General features: G+C 49.2%; 21 protein-coding genes. 9 read left to right on the top strand and 12 right to left on the bottom strand.

Annotation, left to right across the window (positions count from 1 at the left end; all coding sequences use genetic code 11):
• Positions 1 to 178 precede the first annotated feature (178 nt).
• From panC to sfsA, 7 genes are all read right to left on the bottom strand, one after another.
• Positions 179 to 1,024 (bottom strand): pantoate--beta-alanine ligase, encoded by an 846-nt coding sequence (panC, locus tag N5E87_RS17300; protein WP_279775508.1) that lies wholly within the window; start codon positions 1,022 to 1,024, stop codon positions 179 to 181.
• Positions 1,025 to 1,100: 76 nt separating this feature from the next.
• Positions 1,101 to 1,895, bottom strand: coding sequence for a 3-methyl-2-oxobutanoate hydroxymethyltransferase (gene panB, locus N5E87_RS17295; RefSeq protein WP_023266816.1), 795 nt, complete (start codon positions 1,893 to 1,895; stop codon positions 1,101 to 1,103).
• Between the two features lie 56 nt (positions 1,896 to 1,951).
• On the bottom strand, positions 1,952 to 2,440 hold the full coding sequence (gene folK, locus N5E87_RS17290) for a 2-amino-4-hydroxy-6-hydroxymethyldihydropteridine diphosphokinase (RefSeq protein ID WP_279775507.1): 489 nt from the start codon (positions 2,438 to 2,440) through the stop codon (positions 1,952 to 1,954).
• Positions 2,440 to 3,747: a polynucleotide adenylyltransferase PcnB gene (locus tag N5E87_RS17285; protein ID WP_023266814.1), complete on the bottom strand. Its 1,308-nt coding sequence runs from the start codon at positions 3,745 to 3,747 to the stop codon at positions 2,440 to 2,442. Before N5E87_RS17285 ends, folK begins: the two co-directional genes overlap by 1 nt.
• A gap of 283 nt (positions 3,748 to 4,030) precedes the next feature.
• A complete protein-coding gene (gluQRS, locus tag N5E87_RS17280; RefSeq protein ID WP_279775861.1) occupies positions 4,031 to 4,927 on the bottom strand; it encodes a tRNA glutamyl-Q(34) synthetase GluQRS in 897 nt (298 codons plus the stop codon).
• Positions 4,928 to 5,065: 138 nt separating this feature from the next.
• On the bottom strand, positions 5,066 to 5,509 hold the full coding sequence (dksA, locus tag N5E87_RS17275) for an RNA polymerase-binding protein DksA (protein ID WP_011718198.1): 444 nt from the start codon (positions 5,507 to 5,509) through the stop codon (positions 5,066 to 5,068).
• A 162-nt stretch (positions 5,510 to 5,671) separates the two neighbouring features.
• Positions 5,672 to 6,376, bottom strand: a complete 705-nt coding sequence (gene sfsA, locus N5E87_RS17270; RefSeq protein WP_279775506.1) for a DNA/RNA nuclease SfsA — start codon at positions 6,374 to 6,376, stop codon at positions 5,672 to 5,674.
• 231 nt (positions 6,377 to 6,607) lie between these two features.
• On the opposite strand from sfsA, the gene pepB reads away from it, so the two are divergent.
• Complete coding sequence (gene pepB / locus N5E87_RS17265) at positions 6,608 to 7,900, top strand: aminopeptidase PepB (protein WP_279775505.1); 1,293 nt, start codon at positions 6,608 to 6,610, stop codon at positions 7,898 to 7,900.
• Between the two features lie 210 nt (positions 7,901 to 8,110).
• Entirely contained in the window at positions 8,111 to 8,623 is a 513-nt protein-coding gene (locus tag N5E87_RS17260; protein WP_279775504.1) for a GNAT family N-acetyltransferase, read from the top strand.
• A 689-nt stretch (positions 8,624 to 9,312) separates the two neighbouring features.
• Here N5E87_RS17260 and N5E87_RS17255 read toward each other — a convergent pair.
• The 3 genes from N5E87_RS17255 to N5E87_RS17245 form a co-directional block, all read right to left on the bottom strand.
• A complete protein-coding gene (locus tag N5E87_RS17255) occupies positions 9,313 to 10,200 on the bottom strand; it encodes a phosphoribulokinase (protein ID WP_011621530.1) in 888 nt (295 codons plus the stop codon).
• 88 nt (positions 10,201 to 10,288) lie between these two features.
• Entirely contained in the window at positions 10,289 to 10,534 is a 246-nt protein-coding gene (locus tag N5E87_RS17250; protein WP_011718194.1) for a YheU family protein, read from the bottom strand.
• Positions 10,535 to 10,543: 9 nt separating this feature from the next.
• Entirely contained in the window at positions 10,544 to 11,527 is a 984-nt protein-coding gene (locus N5E87_RS17245) for a hydrolase (RefSeq protein ID WP_279775503.1), read from the bottom strand.
• A gap of 111 nt (positions 11,528 to 11,638) precedes the next feature.
• Between N5E87_RS17245 and N5E87_RS17240 the strand changes: the two genes are divergently transcribed.
• Genes N5E87_RS17240 through N5E87_RS17230 form a run of 3 tightly spaced genes read left to right on the top strand, consistent with a single transcriptional unit; the run spans position 11,639 to position 14,213 of the window.
• On the top strand, positions 11,639 to 12,145 hold the full coding sequence (locus tag N5E87_RS17240; RefSeq protein ID WP_279775502.1) for a TAT leader-containing periplasmic protein: 507 nt from the start codon (positions 11,639 to 11,641) through the stop codon (positions 12,143 to 12,145).
• Positions 12,146 to 12,188: 43 nt separating this feature from the next.
• Entirely contained in the window at positions 12,189 to 13,790 is a 1,602-nt protein-coding gene (locus N5E87_RS17235) for a GMC family oxidoreductase (RefSeq protein ID WP_279775501.1), read from the top strand.
• 12 nt (positions 13,791 to 13,802) lie between these two features.
• Positions 13,803 to 14,213 (top strand): GFA family protein, encoded by a 411-nt coding sequence (locus N5E87_RS17230; protein WP_279775500.1) that lies wholly within the window; start codon positions 13,803 to 13,805, stop codon positions 14,211 to 14,213.
• A gap of 11 nt (positions 14,214 to 14,224) precedes the next feature.
• Here the strand turns inward: N5E87_RS17230 and N5E87_RS17225 are convergent, their stop codons facing one another.
• A complete protein-coding gene (locus tag N5E87_RS17225; protein ID WP_220053808.1) occupies positions 14,225 to 14,686 on the bottom strand; it encodes a TIGR02444 family protein in 462 nt (153 codons plus the stop codon).
• A 35-nt stretch (positions 14,687 to 14,721) separates the two neighbouring features.
• Positions 14,722 to 16,635 (bottom strand): ABC transporter ATP-binding protein, encoded by a 1,914-nt coding sequence (locus tag N5E87_RS17220; RefSeq protein WP_279775499.1) that lies wholly within the window; start codon positions 16,633 to 16,635, stop codon positions 14,722 to 14,724.
• Positions 16,636 to 17,026: 391 nt separating this feature from the next.
• Here N5E87_RS17220 and N5E87_RS17215 point away from each other — a divergent pair, with 391 nt between their 5' ends.
• From N5E87_RS17215 to N5E87_RS17195, 4 genes are all read left to right on the top strand, one after another.
• The gene (locus N5E87_RS17215) at positions 17,027 to 17,227 is read left to right on the top strand and encodes a YheV family putative zinc ribbon protein (RefSeq protein ID WP_011621538.1); all 201 of its coding nucleotides are present in this window, start codon (positions 17,027 to 17,029) and stop codon (positions 17,225 to 17,227) included.
• Between the two features lie 610 nt (positions 17,228 to 17,837).
• The gene (locus N5E87_RS17210; protein WP_279775498.1) at positions 17,838 to 18,419 is read left to right on the top strand and encodes a hypothetical protein; all 582 of its coding nucleotides are present in this window, start codon (positions 17,838 to 17,840) and stop codon (positions 18,417 to 18,419) included.
• 173 nt (positions 18,420 to 18,592) lie between these two features.
• On the top strand, positions 18,593 to 19,270 hold the full coding sequence (locus tag N5E87_RS17205) for a DUF2971 domain-containing protein (protein ID WP_279775497.1): 678 nt from the start codon (positions 18,593 to 18,595) through the stop codon (positions 19,268 to 19,270).
• Between the two features lie 612 nt (positions 19,271 to 19,882).
• Positions 19,883 to 20,740, top strand: coding sequence for a pirin family protein (locus tag N5E87_RS17195; RefSeq protein ID WP_279775496.1), 858 nt, complete (start codon positions 19,883 to 19,885; stop codon positions 20,738 to 20,740).
• Positions 20,741 to 21,012 lie beyond the last annotated feature (272 nt).

Raw genomic sequence — 21,012 nt, 5'->3', positions numbered from 1 at the left:
GAGGCTGGAATACTTGTTACTCATAGTTAACAACCGTGAATACTATGGCGTAACTTGAAGAATAAAACCAGTTTTTTGACGATGGAATTTTTTTGACGCTCAATAGATTGAGGCGAGTTTACACAGAGCTGCACAAACAAAAAAGGAGCCTAAGCTCCTTTTTCTTGCGCTAAAACGCTTAGCGGTCGAAGCGCAGGTTATCGATAAGACGCGCCTTACCTAAGTAAGCGGCGGCCAAAATCACCAGTGCTTGGTCCGTAGTTTCCGCATTGGCCAGGGTAGTGGCATGGCGAACTTCTAAATAATCCGGCGTAAAGCCTGCGGCGATAAGGCTCGCTTTAGCTTCAGCGGTGACTTGTTCGATGCTCAGGCCTTGCTTGATGCCTTGTACCATGGCATCGATAGCTTTTTTCAGCGCCGGCGCCGCGGCTTTTTCTTCCGCTGTCAGGTAGCCATTGCGTGAACTCATGGCTAAGCCCGAGGCTTCACGAATGGTATCCACACCGATAATTTCAATCGGCAGTGACAAGTCTTCAACCATAGTGCGGATCACTAACAGTTGTTGATAATCCTTATTACCAAAGAATGCCACATCGGGCTGCACTATGTTGAACAGCTTGCAGACGACAGTCGCAACGCCGCGGAAATGACCGGGACGACTGGCACCGCAGAGCACATCGGAAATTCCTGGTACTTCAACATAGGTTTGTTGCGCCAAGCCTTTAGGATAAATAACCGCAGGTGTTGGGGTAAATAGCAGCTCGGCGCCTGCGGCCGTCAGCGCTTGGCTATCGGCCTCTAAGGTGCGCGGGTAGGCATCGAGATCTTCGTTCTGCCCAAACTGCATAGGATTCACGAAAATTGATACGACCACATGGTCGCATTTCTTCGCCGCTTCTTTCACTAAGGTGATGTGTCCCTGATGGAGATTGCCCATGGTGGGCACAAAGGCGACAGTTTCGCCCTTGGCACGCCATGCTCGTACTTGAGTACGAATATCATCGATATGGGCGCTAGTGATCATTAACTCTTACCTTACTAAAACTTGAAATAATCGTCTGGGTGCTTAGCACTATTTAGCTCAATGAGTGCTAGCACGTTTAGTTGAACGTGTGATCAGCACTTGGGAAGCTGCCATTGGCCACTTCTTCAATATAAGCGCGTACCGCCGAGCGGATTTCACCCGTTTGCTTAAGGTAGTTCTTTGAAAAACGTGGAATATAACCACTCGAAATACCGAGCACGTCGTGCATTACCAGGATCTGACCATCTGTCGTGGCGCCTGCGCCGATGCCGATCACAGGGATAGTTAATGCTTGAGTGATGGCGGTGGCGAGTGATGCCGGAATACATTCAACTACTAACAGCTGCGCACCAGCGGCTTCTAAGGCCTTGGCTTCATCGAGAATGCGCTGGGCATTTTCAGCATCGCGGCCTTGTACCTTAAAACCACCAAAAACGTGTACCGATTGCGGGGTGAGGCCCAAGTGGGCGCAGACAGGAATACCGCGCTCGGTCAGTTTAGTAACGGTTTCGAGTAACCAGTGACCGCCTTCCAGCTTGACCATATTGGCACCCGCCTGCATCAGTGCAGTGGCGTTTTCCATGGCTTGTTCTGGCGTGGCGTAACTCATAAATGGCATGTCGGCGATCAGCAGTGAACGCTCGATACCGCGACGCACACAACGAGTGTGATAGGCGATGTCGGCTGTCGTGACGGGCAGGGTATCATCGTGGCCTTGCAGAACCATTCCCAAAGAATCGCCGACCAGTAGCACATCGATGCCTTCGCCGTCGAACGCACTGGCAAAGCTGGCATCATAGGCTGTCAGAGCGGTGAATTTTCTACCTTCCTGTTTGTATTTCAACAGGGTTGAGCTAGTAACTTTAGACATATGGGTGATCTTCAAACCAAATAGAAGTGGTGTTATAAGCTAACTGGGGGCTGACTTCAATGATCATTGCCCAGTAGTTGTAACTCGGCCAAGAATTTTTCACTGATAAGGCTGCGTAGCGGCGTTTTACAAGGTAACACCAGATCCGGTGCTATGGCCGCCAAAGGCACTAGCACAAAACTACGCTCCTTCATGCCGTAGTGTGGCACTTTGAGTCTGGGCTCATCGATAATGGCATCGCCATATAAGAGTAAGTCGAGATCTAAGGTTCTGGGGCCCCAACGTTCTTTACGAACACGGCCCTGAGTGTTTTCAATCTCTTGTAGTGCATCTAACAGGGCGATGGGTGCCAGAGAGGTCTCAAAGCTGGCAACGGCATTGATATAGTCGGGTTGCACTACGTCCCCCATGGGGGTGGAGCCGTAATAGGGCGATACCTTGAGACTCTGATGTTCAGCCAAGGCGGACAAGGCCGCAACGGCATTGTCCAACTGGGTTTTAGGTTCTTCGAGATTAGCCCCGAGGGCAACAAAAACCTGAGTCATTATTCGGCGGCTTTGGCTTTAGCGGCACTCGGGCGACGGCGACGGCGCTGTGGTGAATTGCGGTTACGGTTACCCGCCGCTTTGTTACCACTGCGGGCGATATTCATACGCTCGGTTTCATCCGCTTCAACAAATTGTTGCCACCAAGCGGCACTCTTAGCGACATTGCCACCTTCTACTTCGCCGCGCAGTAACAGCAAGTCGTAGGCCGCTCTAAATTTAGGGTGCTCTAACAGTTTAAAGGCGCGAGTGCCTTGGCTGCGATCGAAACGTAATTGCAATTGCCAAATGTCTTTGGCGGGCGTGCTAAAACGGCGCGGAATGCTGATGGTTTGACATTGCTGCTCAATCACATCACCCATGGCGGCAAAAAACGCATCGTATAAAGTCAGGCCGCTTTCGACCGCGATATCTTCGGCGCGTTGGCGCAGTGGATACCAGAGAATCGCCGCATAGAAGAATGACGGAGTAACAGGCTTATCTTCGTTCACGCGCGCATCCGTGCTCTTCATGATGGCTTGCACCATCTTCATCGCTGGGCCTTTTGGCGCATCTTTTAATTGGGCATCGACTTGCGGGAAGAGCGGCGCGAACAGCTTATATTCCTGCATCATTTCAAAGTTGGCCATGGCTTTGCCAGCGAAGAAGAGTTTGAGCACTTCTTCATACATGCGGGCGGCCGGAATGTCCTTAAGCAGTGGCGCTAACTGCTTAATTGGTTTAGCAGTTACTTCGTCGATTGTCATGCTGAGCTTAGTGGCAAAACGCACAGCCCTGAGCATACGCACCGGATCTTCACGGTAACGGGTTTCGGGATCGCCAATCAGCCTTAAGGTACCGGCTTTAAGATCTTCCATACCGCCGCCATAGCTGCGGATAGAGTAGTCGCTAATATCGTAGTAAAGGGCGTTGACGGTAAAATCGCGGCGCTCTGCGTCTTCATCGATTTCACCGTACACGTTATCCCTGAGCAAACGCCCTTCGGCATTGGCTTTAGAAATCTTTTCATTGCTGTCGCCGTGGTGGCCACGGAAGGTGGCAACTTCAATCACATCGCGGCCAAACACAATATGGGCGAGGCGGAAGCGGCGTCCGACTACGCGGCAATTGCGAAACAGCTTTTTAATTTCTTCCGGCGTCGCATTGGTAACAACGTCGAAGTCTTTCGGTTCGAGTCCGAGTAGTAAATCCCGTACGCCCCCACCGACTAAATAGGCCTGAAAACCTGATTTATTCAATCGGTATAATACTTTAAGTGCGTTTTCGCTGATCTGCTTACGGGAAATCGAATGCGCATCCCGAGGCACGAGCGACAAGCTTAAGCCGCCTGAAGTGAGTTCTGGCGTTTGGGGTTCAATCTGAGCTGGAGTCGGAGCGGTCGTTTTAGGCGCGTCTTCAAATAGCTGCTTGCAGAATTGGCTGATACGGCGAAAAATGGGACACCTCGGAATGTATCTGTTATGTGATTAAAAATCTGGCGGCTATGATATACCAATTGCGCACCGATGGGTATATCGCGATTTTTGAGCTATGCCACGACTTAGCACAGCTAAAATAATGCTTTTTGACCGCAACTCGCCCCTAAGGGGATTAAGGTGCTATCAAGATTTCCCGCTGCTTAGGAATGGCCGACAGTTGAAACTGCGCCACCGCTTGGGCCAGCATTTGCGGCGCCGTTGTCGGTTCCACTGGCGCTTGGCCTAAAAAGCTGAGGGCGGCATTAAGGCTCGCCTGCGGATGCTGTTTATCGATAGCCTGTGCATGGTTTTGTTTCGACAGCTTAAATCCAGGTGTCAAACAGGCTAAGGGTAAGTGCAACCACTGCGGCGCGCTTAGGCCAAAGGTTTGATACAGGCTTAATTGGCGACAACTGGCTTCGATTAAATCGTAACCGCGCACTACTTCGGTAATGCCTTGGTAGGCATCATCCAGCACTACTGCGAGTTGATAAGCGTACAGGCCATCGCTACGTTTAATAATAAAATCTTCGGCGGCAAAGGCATGGTCCACTACGACTTTTCCCATCAGATTATCGCTAAATTCGGCGACTTGTTGTCGATTGACAATGCGGATCGCGCCCGATTGATGCGGCATGGCTAACTGATGGCAGCGACCATCGTAAATCCCCCCCATGGCTTGGATCTGTTTACGACTACACTGGCAAAAGTAGGCGTTATTTTCGGCGAGTAACTCGTCGAGCTTGGCTTGATAGGCCTCGGTGCGGGCACTCTGGTACAGCACAGTGTCATCCCATTCGAAACCGTAGGCTTCTAAGGTACGTAAAATATCATCGGCTGCGCCCGCAACTTCCCTCGGGGGATCAATATCTTCAACGCGAATTAACCACTTTCCCTCTAATGAGCGTGCCCGCAGATAACTGCCAAGGGCGGCGATCAGTGAGCCAAAGTGCAGCGCGCCCGAAGGCGAAGGGGCAAAACGGCCAACATAGGGATGTAAAGCGGGAGTGGTGGAAGAGTGAGTCGCCATCATAGGAATGTGCAGGAATAACCAGTCAAAGTGGCTGTATTTTAGGGGGATACGAACAAAAAAGCGAAGTGAAACGAAGGATGTTCATGCGAGACGCACAAACAAGTAGGCGGGGAAATCCCCGCCCGAGATGGCCGATTAACCCGCCATTTGCTTCTCTTTGATCTCTGCAAGCGTTTTACAGTCGATACATTGATCGGCCGTTGGACGCGCTTCGAGACGGCGAATACCGATTTCGATACCGCAAGTTTCACAGAAGCCAAAATCGTCTTCTTCGATTTTTTGCAGGGTTTTCTCGATCTTCTTGATCAGTTTACGTTCTCTGTCACGGGCACGCAGTTCGAGACTGAACTCTTCTTCTTGCGCTGCACGGTCTACAGGATCAGGAAAGTTTGCTGCTTCGTCCTGCATGTGACTCAGAGTACGGTCGACTTCCTCACGCAACTGATTGCGCCAAGCTTCAAGAATGATCTTGAAGTGACCCAGTTGCTTAGCGTTCATATACTCCTCACCCGGCTTTTCCTGGTAGGGACTTACACCTGCGATAGCGAGTACGCCAAGTTTTTTGGTGCCTTCAGGCATAACGCATCTCCTGTCATCATTTGCGTTGTAGGGCGTCCTTAAGAACGGCCGCTATCTATATCAGAATCTTCACATTGAGGCAAATTTTTCATTTCACCTTGGCTGAATTTTTTGATTGCCTTCGCTAATTGAAATGAAAATGCATTTTACGGAATCTTAACATCATACTCGGACTGGACATGAATGGGCTAGATGTATCTCACTCGCAGAAATCTCACAGCGATAAGCTAAGACTTCTACTCCTGATAAAACTGATTTTTTCAACAAGTTAGCATATTCAGGGTCGATATGTGCCGCGGGGGCCACGCTGTGGATGTCCGTGTGTTGCACCACAAATAGCAAGACGGCTCTATGGCCAAGGCTGGCCATATGCATTAATTCTCGCAGGTGTTTTTGGCCGCGAAGACTCACCGCATCGGGGAAATAACCTTGGCCATCCTCGAGCAAAGTACAACTTTTGACTTCAATATAACAGGCGGGTTTTTGAGCAGACTCAAGCAAGATATCGATGCGACTGTTTTCATCGCCGTACTTCACTTCGCGGCTTAAGCTGTCGTAGCCTGCGAGTTCGGTGATGACACCTTTATTAAGCGCCTCCTCGACCAGGGCGTTGGCATTGCCCGAATGAATGCCGATAAGGCCGCCCGTTGGCGTGGTCATTAACTCCCAGGTATGGGCATATTTACGTTTAGGATTGTTAGACGTGGAAAACCACACGGTTTCACCGGGGAACAGGCAGTTACGCATTGAACCGGTATTGGGACAATGCAGGGTGATTTCAGTGCCGTCTTCGAGTTGAACATCGGCGAGAAAACGTTTGTAGCGCTGGAGCAATTTTCCCGATTTCAGTGCTGGACTAAAGTGCATGCTATAACCTGTAGCGAGGTGATTTGGGCGCCCAAGACTAACAAATTTCGCAAATGTTTACAGATTTTACCTCGGTAACTTAGGCCAACGGCTTTCAGTCCTTGCCTGCTAGCAGTAAACTGCCGCCAACCCCGTTGTACTTTGTATACCCCAAAAGCCTGAGGATGCAGGAGCTCTCGCCTCAACTTGCATGGGTATAAGCGCAAGAACAAATTAAAATAAGGACCCCTCATGAGTGAACTTAAAGTGACTGAAGTGATGAGAGTTGAGTTAACCAAAGATACCCCTGCCGCCCATTGGGGCAAAGCCGATGTGACCTTCAATGCCGAAGGCGCATTAGTCCACTTAGGTGGCGGTGATGAGCTGCGCCAAATTCAAATGGCGGCGCGTAAATTACGTAATCAAGGGATCAGCACTGTTGCCTTAGTGGGCACACTTTGGGATCTGAATAGCCAATGGGTCTTCGCCCAAGGTTTTGCTACAGCCAAGCCCGGCTACAAGATCCAATGGTGCGGAGATGACGCAGTACAAGCCGAGTTACAACGTCGCTTAGAAGTGGCGACATTTGCCCGTCAACTGATCAACGACACCCCTGAAAATCTGTCTCCGGTGAAACTGGCGCAGCAAGCAGCCAAATGGTTAGCCGATATCGGTGGCGCTAAGGTGAGCTACCGTATTATTGAAGGCGAAGCATTATTAGAAGAGCAGTGGATTGGGATCCATGCCGTAGGCCGTGGCAGTGAGCGTCCACCAGCGATGTTAGAGCTAGACTTTAACCCGCTGTCAGCCGATGCCCCTGTATCTGTTGCCTTAGTGGGTAAAGGGATTACCTTCGACTCTGGCGGTTACAGCATTAAAGCCTCTGAAGGCATGCTGGGCATGAAGTGCGATATGGGCGGCGCCGCCACTGTGACGGCCGCTTTAGGTTTAGCGATTAAATCGGGCCTGAACAAACGCGTTAAGTTATTCCTTTGCTGCGCTGAAAACCTGATCAGCGGCCGTGCCTATAAGCTGGGCGATATCCTCACCTACAAAAATGGTGTGACAGTTGAAGTGGTTAACACCGATGCCGAAGGGCGCTTAGTGCTGGCCGATGGTCTGCAAGCGGCTTCTGCGACGGGTGCTCCTTTTATTATCGATGCGGCAACCTTAACCGGCGCTGCAGTGATGGCGGTAGGCTCTAACTACAACGCGATTTTCTCGCCACAGACTGAAGTGTTACAACTGGCGCAGCAAAAGGCCTCGACTGTGGCCGAGCGTGTATGGCCATTGCCATTGGATCCTTGGCACAAAGACATGTGTCCATCTGCCTATGCTGACACGGCAAACAGTCGCCCTGTAAAAGGCGGTGGCGCAGGCGGCGCTTCGAATGCGGCAGGCTTCCTGTGGCGTTTCGTTTCGCCAGAAGCCAAATGGTTACACGTGGATTTAGCGGCGGCCTTCGAAGATTCGGCTTCTGCACTATGGGGCGCTGGTGCGACCACCCATGGCGTGCTGACCATCAGTGAGCTGATTAAAGGCTAAGTTTGCCTTCGCGACTGAGTTTGCCTTTGCGGCTAAGCTTACGAGTAACGCTTCTTATTGTATAAAAACCGCCTACGGGCGGTTTTTTATTGCATAAAATTAACGCATGGGCTGTATGAGTCTTTAGATGTTTGTTTTATGATTCAATCTATTAGCGGTTGGCTATGGTTATGGTCACAGCTAGGGGTAGGGCAATTTATCGGGAAGACTATGCTAAGGATACGTAAAGCGACGCAATTAGATGCCAAGGCCTGCTGGGATATCCGCAATGCGGCGATTAATAAAGGCTGCGCCGGATTTTATTCTCAAGATGACTTACAGATTTGGACTCAGGGTGAATTGACTGAATCTTTTCGTCGTATGGTGGGCGCACATTTTTATGTGGCTGAAATCCTCAATGAAACAACCCAAGAATCGACTGTGGTGGGCACCATCATGTTGGATGAACCCTATGCTCAGGTCGAGGCGCTGTTTGTTTCTCCCGAGGCGATGGGCTTAGGTGTTGGTAAGTCGTTACTGCAATTTATTGAAACAAAAGCCTTTAATCTCGGCCTTGCCCAGTTGCGATTAGAGTCGACCTTAAATGCGGTCGAATTTTATCGTCGCTGCGGCTTCGGCGGTGAAGGCCTAGAGGAAGACGCCGTCTATTGCTCACCCCGTGGCATCGCCTTGGATTGTCGGGTGATGTATAAAAACTTAGGACGCTTAACTGCTCGCCGTTAACTAAGCACAGATGAAAATCTGGGGTGAAAAGCTTTGAAGGATTATAGATGTGGAATTAACTGCTATGACTAAAAGCTTTGGTGGGGTTGCTGACATATTTAAGGGAATCAACAGATCAAGCATTGAAGTGGAATTAACTTCTAGAACTTGTTTGGAGGGTTGCTGACATACTCAAGGGAATCGACAGATCAAGCATTGAGGTGGAATTAACTGCTAAGACTTAACGCAAGATGGGGTTGCTGGCATACCCAAGGGAATCAACAGATCAAGATGGGGGAATTAACTCCCAAGAGTATGCCAACTATCGTTCTTTCGCCTGAAATCCCGATGCCAATAAGATTAACTTCAATGGCTTAAATCAAGCTTAATCTATTGCTCAAAAAGGCTTTATTTTACAGGGCGTGTTGACGTTTCAGGATTGTTTTTGCAGTCATTTGGCTGGCGTTTATGCAAGGCAAAGTCCGTGCAGTGTAGTTGCTCTACATCAATGGACGATAACGCAGCAGAAACGCTAGCCAGACACTGCCCGAAGGGTTCGTCTGGCAAGCACTTGCTCTTTGTCACTCGTCATTTGAGTAGAATGACTACACGTCATTCCTCGTTTCGCGAGCACGAGATTGCCAGAACGAACAAAATCTAATCTCGAAACGTCAATACGCCCTAGCCTTTAGTCAAACGTTAACTCTATCTCAGTTCGCTTGAGGGCTATTCAGCTGCTGGCGTTTTTCCATTAAATCTTTAATCAGTGGTGTGAGGATCAGCTCCATGGCGAGTGACATTTTGCCGCCCGGCACCACTAAGGTGTTGACCCGCGACATAAAGGAGCCTTGGATCATGCTCAAATAATAGGGGAAGTCGACGTTGTTGATACCGCGAAAACGGATCACCACAAAGCTTTCATCTAGGCTTGGAATATCTTTGGCACTAAAGGGGTTAGAGGTATCGACCGTCGGCACCCGTTGGAAGTTGATATGGGTACGCGAAAACTGCGGTGTCATATGCTTAATGTAATCGTCCATGCTGCGCACAATCGAGCCCATGACTTTTTCGCGGCTATGACCTCGCTCCGAGGTGTCACGAATGATCTTTTGGATCCACTCTAGGTTGACGATAGGCACCATGCCAATCAGCAAATCCACATGCTGTGCCACGTTGGCATCGCCCGTGACTACGCCACCATGTAAGCCTTCGTAATACAACATATCGGTGTTTTCAGGCAGTGGACGCCATTGGGTGAAGGTGCCCGGCATTTGGTTAAAGGGCACTGCCTCATCGAAGGTATGTAAATAGCTGCGGGTTTCACCTTGGCCTGTGGCACCGTAATCGCGAAAGCATTGCTCTAGGCGGGCAAAGTTATTGGCCTCGGGGCCAAAGTAACTCAGGTTACGATTCTCGGCCTGGGATTTGCGGATCATCACTTCCATCTCTGCACGGGTAAAGTGATGAAAACTATCGCCTTCTACAAAGGCGGCGTTGATCCCAAGTTGGCGAAATATATGACTAAAGGCGGTAGTAGTAGTGGTGGTTCCTGCGCCGGATGAGCCTGTAACTGCAATAATCGGATGTTTTGCTGACATTTTTTCTACCTAGCTAGGAACCTAAAGAGCCGCTCATTGGGAGCGATAAACCGTATAAGCTATTTATACGGCACAGGGATACTGGTGGTCAATCTTGCCGTTTGGCCACTTGGTCGGCGTGGCGAATGGCAAAGGATTCATCGTCCTCGCTGTATTCCAAGACGAGTTTTCCTTGTTTAAGTGCTTGTTGGCATTGCGCTATTGCTGCTGATAGCTCTTGCTCATCTAGGCTGGTAAAACTACCATCCTCCACTTGGCCTAAAAGATATTCGCGGATCAAATTGGCTAACGTCTCTTTGGGAAGCTGGAGTAAAGCATCGTAGGGGATAAGCATTCGGGTTCCTTAAAGTGCCGATAAAGCATCATTGGCGAGTAAAAAGTCTAAAATGCGCCGCTCTAGATAATAGCGTGGCTTCCAAGGCGTACCACCCTCAATAAAACCGACATGGCCGCCATGGGCATGTAATTCATATTCCACATGCTCCGAAAGCTGGCTGGAATGTGGGATAACGGCGTCCGTCATAAAGGGATCGTCCTTGGCATGCAAAATCAGCGTAGGCTTAGTGATGCACTTGATAAAGGGTAAGCCGCTGGCACGGGTGTAGTAATCTTCAACACCCAAAAATCCATGGAGCGGCGCGGTGACTTTATCGTCAAAGTCATAAAAAGTATTGAGATGAGCAACTTGGATTGGACTCAATGCCATCGCGCCCGCCAGATCAGGGTCAGCGAGTTTTTGATTGACCTTATGTTGTAACTGTTTGATTAAATGGCTTTGATACACTTTTGAAAAACCATTTTCTAAGCGTTTGGCACAGGCTGATAATTGCAGCGGCGCCGACACGACTACGGCTCGACTCAACAGGCTATGCTCTTGATATTCGCCTTGATATTTGGTCAGCACATTGCCGCCTAAGCTGTAACCCACGGCCAATAAAGGTGATTGCGGATACGTTTGTTGCAGCAGGCTTAGGCTAAACTGCAAATCGTCGGTATCGCCACTGTGGTAGCTGCGGGCGAGGCGATTGGTTTCCCCTGAGCAGCTTCTGTGGTGGTGAACTACAGCCGCTAACCCTTGTTCTTTACAGGCTTGCAGAATGCGTCTGGCATAATGGGACTGGGCACTGCCCTCTAACCCATGAATGATAACCACAATCGGTTTGCCGATTTCTGGCCTTGCTTGCCAATCTAAATCGATAAAATCGCCGTCGGGAAGCTCGAGTCGCTGCCGCTCAAGCACAGGTTTGGCCACTTTAGTAAATACGGGCAGAATAGTTTGTACATGGGGACTTTTGGCCCACCAAGGCGGATTAAAAACGTTTGGCATGGGATCTTATCTTGATATCAACTATTGCTGAAAATTAAAACGTGTGTTTAATTTAGATTCGCGGTCATTGTAGCACAATAATTTAACACTAAGCGTCTTGGGGAGACATTGATGCATAGACGTACCTTTTTACTGGGCGCGTTTGCTGGTACGGCGGCGATTGCCTTGGGCGTGAATCTCTACTCTCCCGAATTCAGCCTCCCCGATGAAGGCGAAGGAAAAGACTACCGCTTGTTATTCGGCGTGTTGCTACCTGTGATGCTCGATGGGGCCTTGCCCGATGTGGCAACCCATAAGTTGGCGGCGCAAAATCGTACCTTAGATGCTATCAAGCACTCGATTGATGTCTTGCCCGACGAGCAGCAGACTGAGCTATTCGAACTGCTGGATATGCTGGAAAATCGTCTCGGTTTACTGCTGCTGACCTCGAGTATGACGCCGCTGCTGATGCGTTCACCCAGTGAATTAACCCAAATGTTGGAAACCTGGCGCCACAGCTACTTTGCGTTATTGCAAACGGCTTATTTAGGTCTGCGAGAATTAGTGATGGCCAGCTATTACGCCTGTCCCGAGCATTGGAGCCGACTCCACTACGCCAAGCCTGAATTGTTCAAATAGGCTGAATTTATAATAACAATAATGTAAGAATGGAGTAATCCAAGTGGCAATCATAGATCCCATAGTGACAGGTTTAAATTCCGGTTGGTTACATACCGACGCCAGTCAACTGCAAGAGAATCAGCAATTTGAAGCCGATGTGGTAATTGTGGGCACGGGCGCAGGCGGCGGTGTGGCGGCGGAAATCCTTACCCAAGCTGGACTCAGTGTGATCATGATTGAAGCGGGGCCGCTTAAATCCTCCAGTGACTTTAATATGGAAGAGCGAGTCGCTTACCCGAATTTGTATCAACAGGCGGCCGCGATGAAAACCGCCGATAAGGCGATTGGTATTTTTCAAGGTCGCGCCGTAGGCGGCTCGACCACCATCAATTGGACCACCTCCATTCGTACCCCGAAGGAAGCCTTAGCCTTTTGGGCGCAGCATAAATCCGTTGCCGGACTAGACCCCGAAGCCCTTGCCCCTTGGTTCGAACAGATGGAGCAGCGGCTCAATATTCACGAATGGAATTATGAACCTAACCGCAACAATGGCGCCCTCAAGCAAGGCTGTATCAATCTAGGTTGGGATTACACCGTCATTAAGCGTAATGTGGCGGGCTGTTGGAATACCGGCTATTGCGGCATGGGCTGCCCAGTTAATGCTAAACAGTCGATGCTAGTCACGACAATTCCGACCGCATTAGAGAAGGGCGCGCAGCTTGTTAGCCGTGCCAAAGTCGTTAAGATTGAACACCATAATGGGCAAGTGTTTGCCCTCAAGGCGCAGGCGCTCGATGTTAATTTACGGCCGACGTCGGTCGAGCTGTTATTTAAAGCCAAACACTATATTTTAAGCGCTGGCGCTATCCATACGCCGACCTTGATGATGCGCTCCGAGGTGCCCGATCCCTATCAGCTGTTGGGCAAGCGTACCTTTTTACATCCCACAGTGCTGTCGGGCGGCGTATTTGCCGATGCGATTAATGCCCACAGCGGTGCGCCGCAATCTATCTATTCCGATGAGTTTGTTTGGAAAAATGGCGCCGATGGCGAGTTAGGCTACAAGCTTGAGGTGCCGCCTGTGCATCCGATTTTGATTGCCTCTAAGACGATTGGTTACGGCGTGAGCCACGCCGAATTGATGGCACAGTTTAATCAGCTACAGGTCACTATCGCCTTGATCCGTGACGGTTATCATCCCGATAGCCAAGGTGGGCAAGTGCATCTCACCTCGACAGGGTTTGCCTTGGATTATCCGCTTACCGAGGCCTTTTGGCGTGCGGCGCGGCGGGCGTATGCCAGCATGGCCGAACTGCAATTCTCGGCGGGAGCATTAAAAGTGCTGCCCATTAGTGATGGCATGCCCTATCTGTCATCATGGAAGGAGGCGAAAGAGAGCATTGCGCAAATGGATTTAGCACCGCTGCGCACAGTCGTTGCCTCGGCGCACGTGATGGGCGGTTGCCCCTTTGGTGAGGATGAAAAGCTCTCTATGGTCAATAGCTATGGTCAGTCACATTATCTGGATAATCTGTCGGTGATGGACGGCTCTATCTTCCCGACCAGTCTCGGGGCCAATCCGCAGCTGTCGATTTATGGCATTACCGCGCGCAATGCTACGGCGCTGGCACAAAAGCTCACCGATGGCCGCGAGCCGCAATAGCGTGGAGTCTTTATGGGAACTGTAGAACCCTTGGAGGGTGGCTGTTTATGTGGGGCGATTCGTTATCGGATTGAGGGCAAGCCCTTCGACGCCGATTATTGCCATTGCTGCATGTGCCAAAAAAGCATTGGGGCCGTGTTTGGTGCTTGGATGGATTTTAAGGTGCAGCAAGTGACTTGGCTGAAGGGCAAGGTGACTGAGTTTGCCTCATCAGAATATGTAAGACGTGGTTTTTGCACCCACTGCGGCTGCTCGCTGACCTACAGGCACACTGAGTATCCCGATTATCTCACCCTGACGATCGCAAGCTTAGACGATCCGAATTTAGTGCAGCCTAATTACCATATTTATACCGAGCAGCAGCCAAGTTGGCTCAAGATTGAGGATAACTGCCTACGCTATCCTCAGGCTCGTACTAAATAATGTTCGGTCTATTAAGGCGCGATAAAATCCAGCGAATTTACATCGGCTGCGGATAGGCCAAATAGGGCGAGATAATTGACCAGATTGGTTTGTTGGCCTGTCGGCGATAACCCATTGACGGCATTTAGAATCGTGCGCTGCGCCTTACGTTCCATCATCAGCTCAACATCGAGCATCTGCTGGTATTCTTCCTCATTCAGGCTTGCCTTAGCGAGACGGCGCAGACGACGATAGGGCGTGAGAAACTTTTCATCCCAATCCCAAACCGCATTGACCAGCTGCTGCCACTGCTCGGTCGAATACTCTCTCGGGCCCGCCACATCACTGGTGAGATCTAAATACTGCGCCAGCAGTAAGAGATTCACATTCACTTGGCAGTTATCCTGCAGCTCGAGGCAAAGCTGCTTATTTTGCCCGTAGCTCATATCACACCAATGCCAAATTTGACTGTCTAGCGGGGTTGCATCCGACATACTGTTTCCTTGTACGTTAGGCGATAAGGAGCCAATTACTGACCCATTAGCTCAAGTTCCATTGCATCAATTTCTTCTTGCAGCTCAAGCCATTGCATTTCACTTTCTTCTAGCGTTTGTGTCAAGCTGGTGCGCTCACTGAGTACCGATGTGAGTTTGGCTTTATTGTCCTGATCGTAGAGCTCGCTATCGGCCAGCAGATGCTCCAACTCGGCGAGCCGTTCACTGAGCTTTTGCTGATCGGTTTCAAGCTTCGCCTGCTTGCGTTTAAGTGGCGACACCTTTTGGCGCAGCTCTGCCTCTAACCGCTTTTGCTGTTTCTTATCGACGGCGGGCTTGGCATCGTCACCATTAGCGGTGGAATTTGCACTGGCGGCCTTAGCGGCATCGAGTAACCATTGATGGTAATCCTCTAAATCGCCATCGAAGGCCTGCACTTGGCCTTGATCGACCAGATAGTAATCGCTACAGGTTAAGCGCAGTAAGTGACGGTCGTGCGATACAATAACCATTGCACCTTCAAAGGTTTGCAATGCCATAGTGAGTGCATGGCGCATCTCTAGATCTAAGTGGTTGGTTGGTTCGTCAAGCAGTAACAGATTAGGGCGCTGCCACACTAATAAGGCCAACACTAAACGCGCTTTCTCGCCACCCGAGAAGGGACGAACTGGCGATAACGCCATATCGCCATGGAAGCCAAAACCACCGAGGAAGTTACGTAACTCCTGCTCACGAGCATTTGGCGCGAGGCGCACTAGATGTTGCAGCGGCGTATCGTCTAGGCGTAAAAATTCGATTTGGTGCTGGGCAAAGTAACCGATATTCAGGCCGGGATTCGGCTCATACAATCCAGTCATCGGTGACAGTTGTCCCGATAACAATTTGATTAGTGTCGATTTACCTGCACCGTTACGCCCTAAGAGGCCAATACGGGCGCCGGGGACTAAGTTCAAATGCACACGGCTTAAGATTTGCTTGTCGCCATAACCCACCGCCACTTGTTCCATTTTAATCAATGGATTGGGCAGGGCTTCAGGTGGGCGAAACTCCATATAAAACGGGCTATCGGCCTGAGATGGCAACAGTTCAGTCATTCTTTCCAGCGCCTTTAAGCGGCTCTGCGCTTGCTTGGCTTTACTGGCCTTGTAGCGGAAGCGGTCGACGAAGGACTGCATATGCGCCCGTTCTTTTTGCTGGCGCTCATAGGCGACCTGTTGCTGCGCCATACGTTCGGCACGGATGCGCTCAAAGGCACTGTAGTTACCTTTGTAATAATTGAGTTTTTGATTCTCGACATGGACGATTTCATCGACAATCTCGTCGATAAAATCCCTATCGTGGCTGATTAAAATCAGCGTGCCTTGATAGGACTTAATCCACCCTTCGAGCCAGTACATGGTATCTAAGTCTAAGTGGTTGGTCGGTTCGTCGAGCAGCAGTAAGTCGGAGCGGCACAGCAGCGCTTGGGCAAGGTTGAGGCGCATCCGCCAACCGCCCGAAAAGCTTTTCACGGGGTTATTTTGCTCGGCTTCGCTAAAGCCTAAACCTGCCAGCAAGGCACCTGCGCGGGCGCGAATGGCGTAGCCGCCAATGGCATCGATTTTTCCGTGCAGGGTGGCAATGGCATGGCCATCATTGTGTTCCTGCGCGATATGCAAATCGGCCTCAAGCTGGCGATATTCTTTATCACCATCAAGTACATACTCAAGTGCAGAGACTTCCAGCGCGGGCGTTTCTTGAGCTACGGTGGCGATTTGCCACCCCGAAGGCATACTAAACTCGCCTTTGTCTAAGCTCAGGTGACCCATAATTAATGCCAGCAGTGAGGACTTACCCGTGCCATTGGCGCCGACTAGGCCGACCTTATGGCCGGGATAGATGGTCAAAGAGGCTTCGTCGAGCAGGGTTTTGCTGCCACGGATTAATTGCGCTTGGTTGATGCTGATCATTAACTACAACTTGGTCATATCATGAATGAGTAAGGGCTGTGATGATAACGTACAAGCCGATGGCAAACCACAACTTAGGCCGAGTTGCTGAGGATTTCTTACACTTTTTACAGCATCTTTTGGGTGAATGTGGTGGCGGCTTTTAGGGCGCTCTTAGGATGAGTGCCAATGCGAGTGTACGGCCGATTTGGCAAATCCTTCTTGAGTGAATCCCGCAAGATGCTAACGCCTGCTCATATCTTATGGCATCACAACTTGGTTTAAAGGCTGGCAATAGCTGGGCACTGTGGCAAAATAGCGGCCAATTTCAGGCTCACGCTTTGGGTTTCTCAAGCGAAGCGGAGTCATCTTCTGATCCAACTGAGCTGGTCTGTGCATTAAAGGTATTAGCATGACAACCAAAATCAAAAAGCGCTTTGTAGCTGGCGCAAAATGCCCAAAATGTGGCGCCAAGGACAGCATTCTGCTGTTTAAAGAAAACGGCATCGAAACCGTAGAATGCACCGACTGTGATTACCGCGAACAACAAACCGATGTGAAAGTCACCGAAAAAGCCACTGGTGCCGTGATTGGGGTGTTTAAGCCTGACTAGGCTTGGTGTTGCTTATTACTGTAAAAAGCAAAACTTCGAAAGTCCCTCTTACTCGCTGTACAGGATTGTCATTGTTTCCCCTGTGACACGCCATAAACTCCTCCCTGAGGGCTCGACGGCGGCATCCATGCCGCCAACGGTCACAGTTGCAACAATGACAATCTTTACGACCATTGAACTGTTCATCTGGCTAAAAGCTTTTGCCCCATTCCTTGTTTCTGTTCATTAGCTTAATCGAAAATTCCTACACCTGTAGCCATACAAATTCTCATCTAGTTATCTATGTTTAGCCTTACCAGAAATCGGCTAACAATGTATGGGTATACAGTCGTATTTAAATTTAGGTTTTTTGGTATGATTTTTAGACAAAATCAGTGCGCACTAATTCCATTCTAAATAATAAAACTCTATAAAATCAGGTGAGTATAGTAACTGAATTTTAGTTAATAGGTTTGGAAAACGCGCATGCGCGTTTTTCCAGATGGTGTATTCGGCTGAAAGCTGATAAGTTCTTTGCATACAGGTAGTTAACCGTGCGCGTTTTCACTGGTCTAACAAGGTAAACGCGCATGCACACTAATAAAATGTTAGCCATCAGAGGCGCTCACCGATGCAAATAGACGAAATTGCCGAATATGTGTGGCTATATAGCAAAGAGATTGAGTTTGGAGAAATCGAAGTCTGGGATGAAAACCTGTTTACTTCGAAATGGGCCAAAGGCAAACCTATTGAACGCGCATGGAAGGACGCCGGTGCAGGGTGGTATTGGTTCTTGGTGAATATGAATTACGATGAGCTTCATGCAGTTGCGAAGCCCTCCTCACTACCGGACAAAGGTTGCAACATCGGGCTGCTTTCCCACGACAACAAAGAGGTATTCGGCGCTTCTTTGTTATGCGCTAACGAGTCAGGTGTTACTGTGATTTACAACGGACATGAAGCAAATGTCACGTCACGCATCCGTGCGCATTTTGCACTAAACAACAACAGCACCGGTGCGCTTGGTATTAAGCACTACCCACTGAGTAGTAAGAAATGGATCGTTCGTTACTTCTCATCACCTTGCTTCACTAATATCTCAGAAAGTGACAAGTCGAGAATTGAGCTGTTAATGAATTCGTACTCTGGTCGTTGTGCTGTGGAGTCAGCATGGCGCGTCAAAAATGGCTGGCCAGTCTTATGCAAGGAGTGATGGCTAACAAATCATTCCATCGGACCGCCAAAAAGCTACGCTTTTTGCCGTCCGCTGAATTCAAACGTTAGGCATACTAGTAGATATTCATTATGATTTATAAATATATTGGGACAAGCAGTCCAGAAGAGTCGATTAAGATACTAGAATTTTTTGTTAATGATGGGAACATCATGGCAAGTAATCCTAGAACTTTTAATGATCCATCAGAGTTCAAAGTTAAATATAACTTTGAAGCAGATAAAGGGACGATTCAGGAACGCTACTTTGTTGATAACCCCTCAAAGTCTATTCATGATTTTGAGAGTTGGTACAGCTCTTTTGACGAACATAGTAAATGGTATACTGGCTATCAAACACGGCAAAACCTTTTAAATGCTACAGGAGTAGTTTGTTTTACTACAGAACCTGAAAACTATTTGATGTGGTCACACTATGCAAAATCTCATGCAGGTTTTTGCATAGGGTTTGATGATGAAATCTTGGATACGATAGAGGATTATCAAGCCAAGGGACGAGTCGGATATAGTGATGACGTCCCTGAATTTAAGTATTACTCACAGACAGTTGAAGATTTTTATAAAGCCTTGTTTTTTAACAAGTCTACCTCTTGGGCATACGAAAAGGAATTTCGAGTTGTAACTGATGGGTATGGGATCAAGAAGTTCAATAAATCATTGGTTAAAGAAATTATCATAGGTTGCAAATCTCCAATTGAGTTAGATCGTTACGTTCGACAATATATCAACTCCGAGATTACTGTTTACCACATGATTGACTTACCAGGCGCATATCAATTGAAAAAAGATAAAATGAAGCACGGTCATTATGTAGAAAGGTGTGCGTTTTGATATGCCTAACAAACTGTTTAAGAGTGATTCGCAACGCGTGGCATTTTTACTATGCGTTGCGTTTAGTGTTTAAGGTGGTTTACGGTGGCATCGGCATTGCGTTGCTCACACCTTAACAGGGCGTTACCCATAGAATTTTTTATCCGAAACAGACGCGTTAGAGTTAAGTCTTGAACTCGAAAATGTCCCAAAGCGTGCAGCGTAAGGCTTTTAAATCTACAGGTTACGCTAATGTCAAAAAGGTGAGCCATGGTGATTAGCGAGACGACCGTCCGCCCCATGGACGGGGCGGTCGAGCATCCACGGACGGACTTGAACAACATCCTTGTTTAAAGGCCAGTTCGCCATCCATGGCTCTCGTTCATAAGCACAGAAACCCTAGGTTTCCATTCACCGTGACTGTGAGTGAACATCATGGCAAGCCTACATGAGTGGGTATCAGCAACCTACCGTTCCATTTTTTCGAATGTTTAGACCGTGATTTCGCGTTATTCTTTTGTAAATTTCCTTGTTATTCTGCCTCCATCAGCATTGCCACTGTTTCATTCTGTCACTTTTAACCCAAGTGACCGTGATTACACAGGCTAATGCCTTACGAGTTAGGAGCATAAAATGAAAGTCTTAGGTCAGTTTTCTGCTAAACCTGCGATGGATGGCGACGGGGTGAATATTCGCCGTGTGGCGGACTTTATCACTACCCATTTTGATCCGTTTTTGATGATGGATGAGATTAAATCCGATGATAAACAGGATTTTATCGGTGGCTTTCCGCCGCATCCGCACCGTGGAATGGAGACCTTTACCTACATCCGCAAGGGTGGGTTTGAGCATCGCGATCAGATGGGTAATGTCAAAGCGATTCGTGCTGGCGATGTGCAGTGGATGAGCACGGGTTACGGCGTGGTGCATTCCGAAATGCCGTTGGCCGATGCGCTTAATGGTCTGCATGGCTTCCAAATTTGGGTCAATATGCCTGCCAAGGACAAACTGCGCCCCGCGACGTATCAAGATACGGCTTCAACCCCTAGCGTTGAAACCACGAACGACACAGGCGCCACCCTTAAAGCCTTGGCGGGGGATTGGGCATTTTCGGGTAAGAGCGCGATCAGTGCCACCATTCAAGGATTAGCGGGCGAGGCGGCGATTGCCGACTTGATGATTAACGCCAATGGTGAGGCGCAGCTCGATTTATCCAAGCATGAGTTTGCCGCCCTCTATCTTTACCAAGGCGGCTTGAGTAAAGGTGAAGGCTCGCAGTGGTCATTCAATGAAGGCCAGTTTTTAGTGCTCGATAGCCAAACGCCATTGCAGCTCAAGGCCGATGAACGCGGTGCGGGCATGCTTCTGTTTGTGGGTCAACCGATCCGCGAAAAAATCGTTCAAATGGGGCCGTTTGTGATGAACACCCAAGCGGAAATTCAGCAGGCGATTCACGATTATCAAGAGGGCCGCTTTGGCAGCATAGCCTAAGGCTTCCTTGCTTTAAATCTTGACTCCTCGCTTGAAAAACACCGCTTGTGCCTACCTTGTTTTCCATAAGTCACGTCAACTAAGCCCTGCCAATGCAGGGCTTTTTGTTGGCGCGCTTCTTATCTATCAGATACTTCAATGCAGGCAATTAAGCCTGCTTGGATAGTTAAGCGAAAGACTTCAGGAAAAGAGCGCGCTTTATTGCTACAATAGCCGAGCTTTGGGATGGTGCGGATAAGACTGAGCACGGCAAGTTGCCGACTTAGCCTGAT

Source organism: Shewanella sp. GD03713 (genome assembly GCF_029843705.1).
In the GTDB taxonomy this organism is placed as follows: domain Bacteria; phylum Pseudomonadota; class Gammaproteobacteria; order Enterobacterales; family Shewanellaceae; genus Shewanella.
Note: the sequence above shows the minus strand (reverse complement) of the source record. Positions and strands in the feature narration are given on the sequence as shown.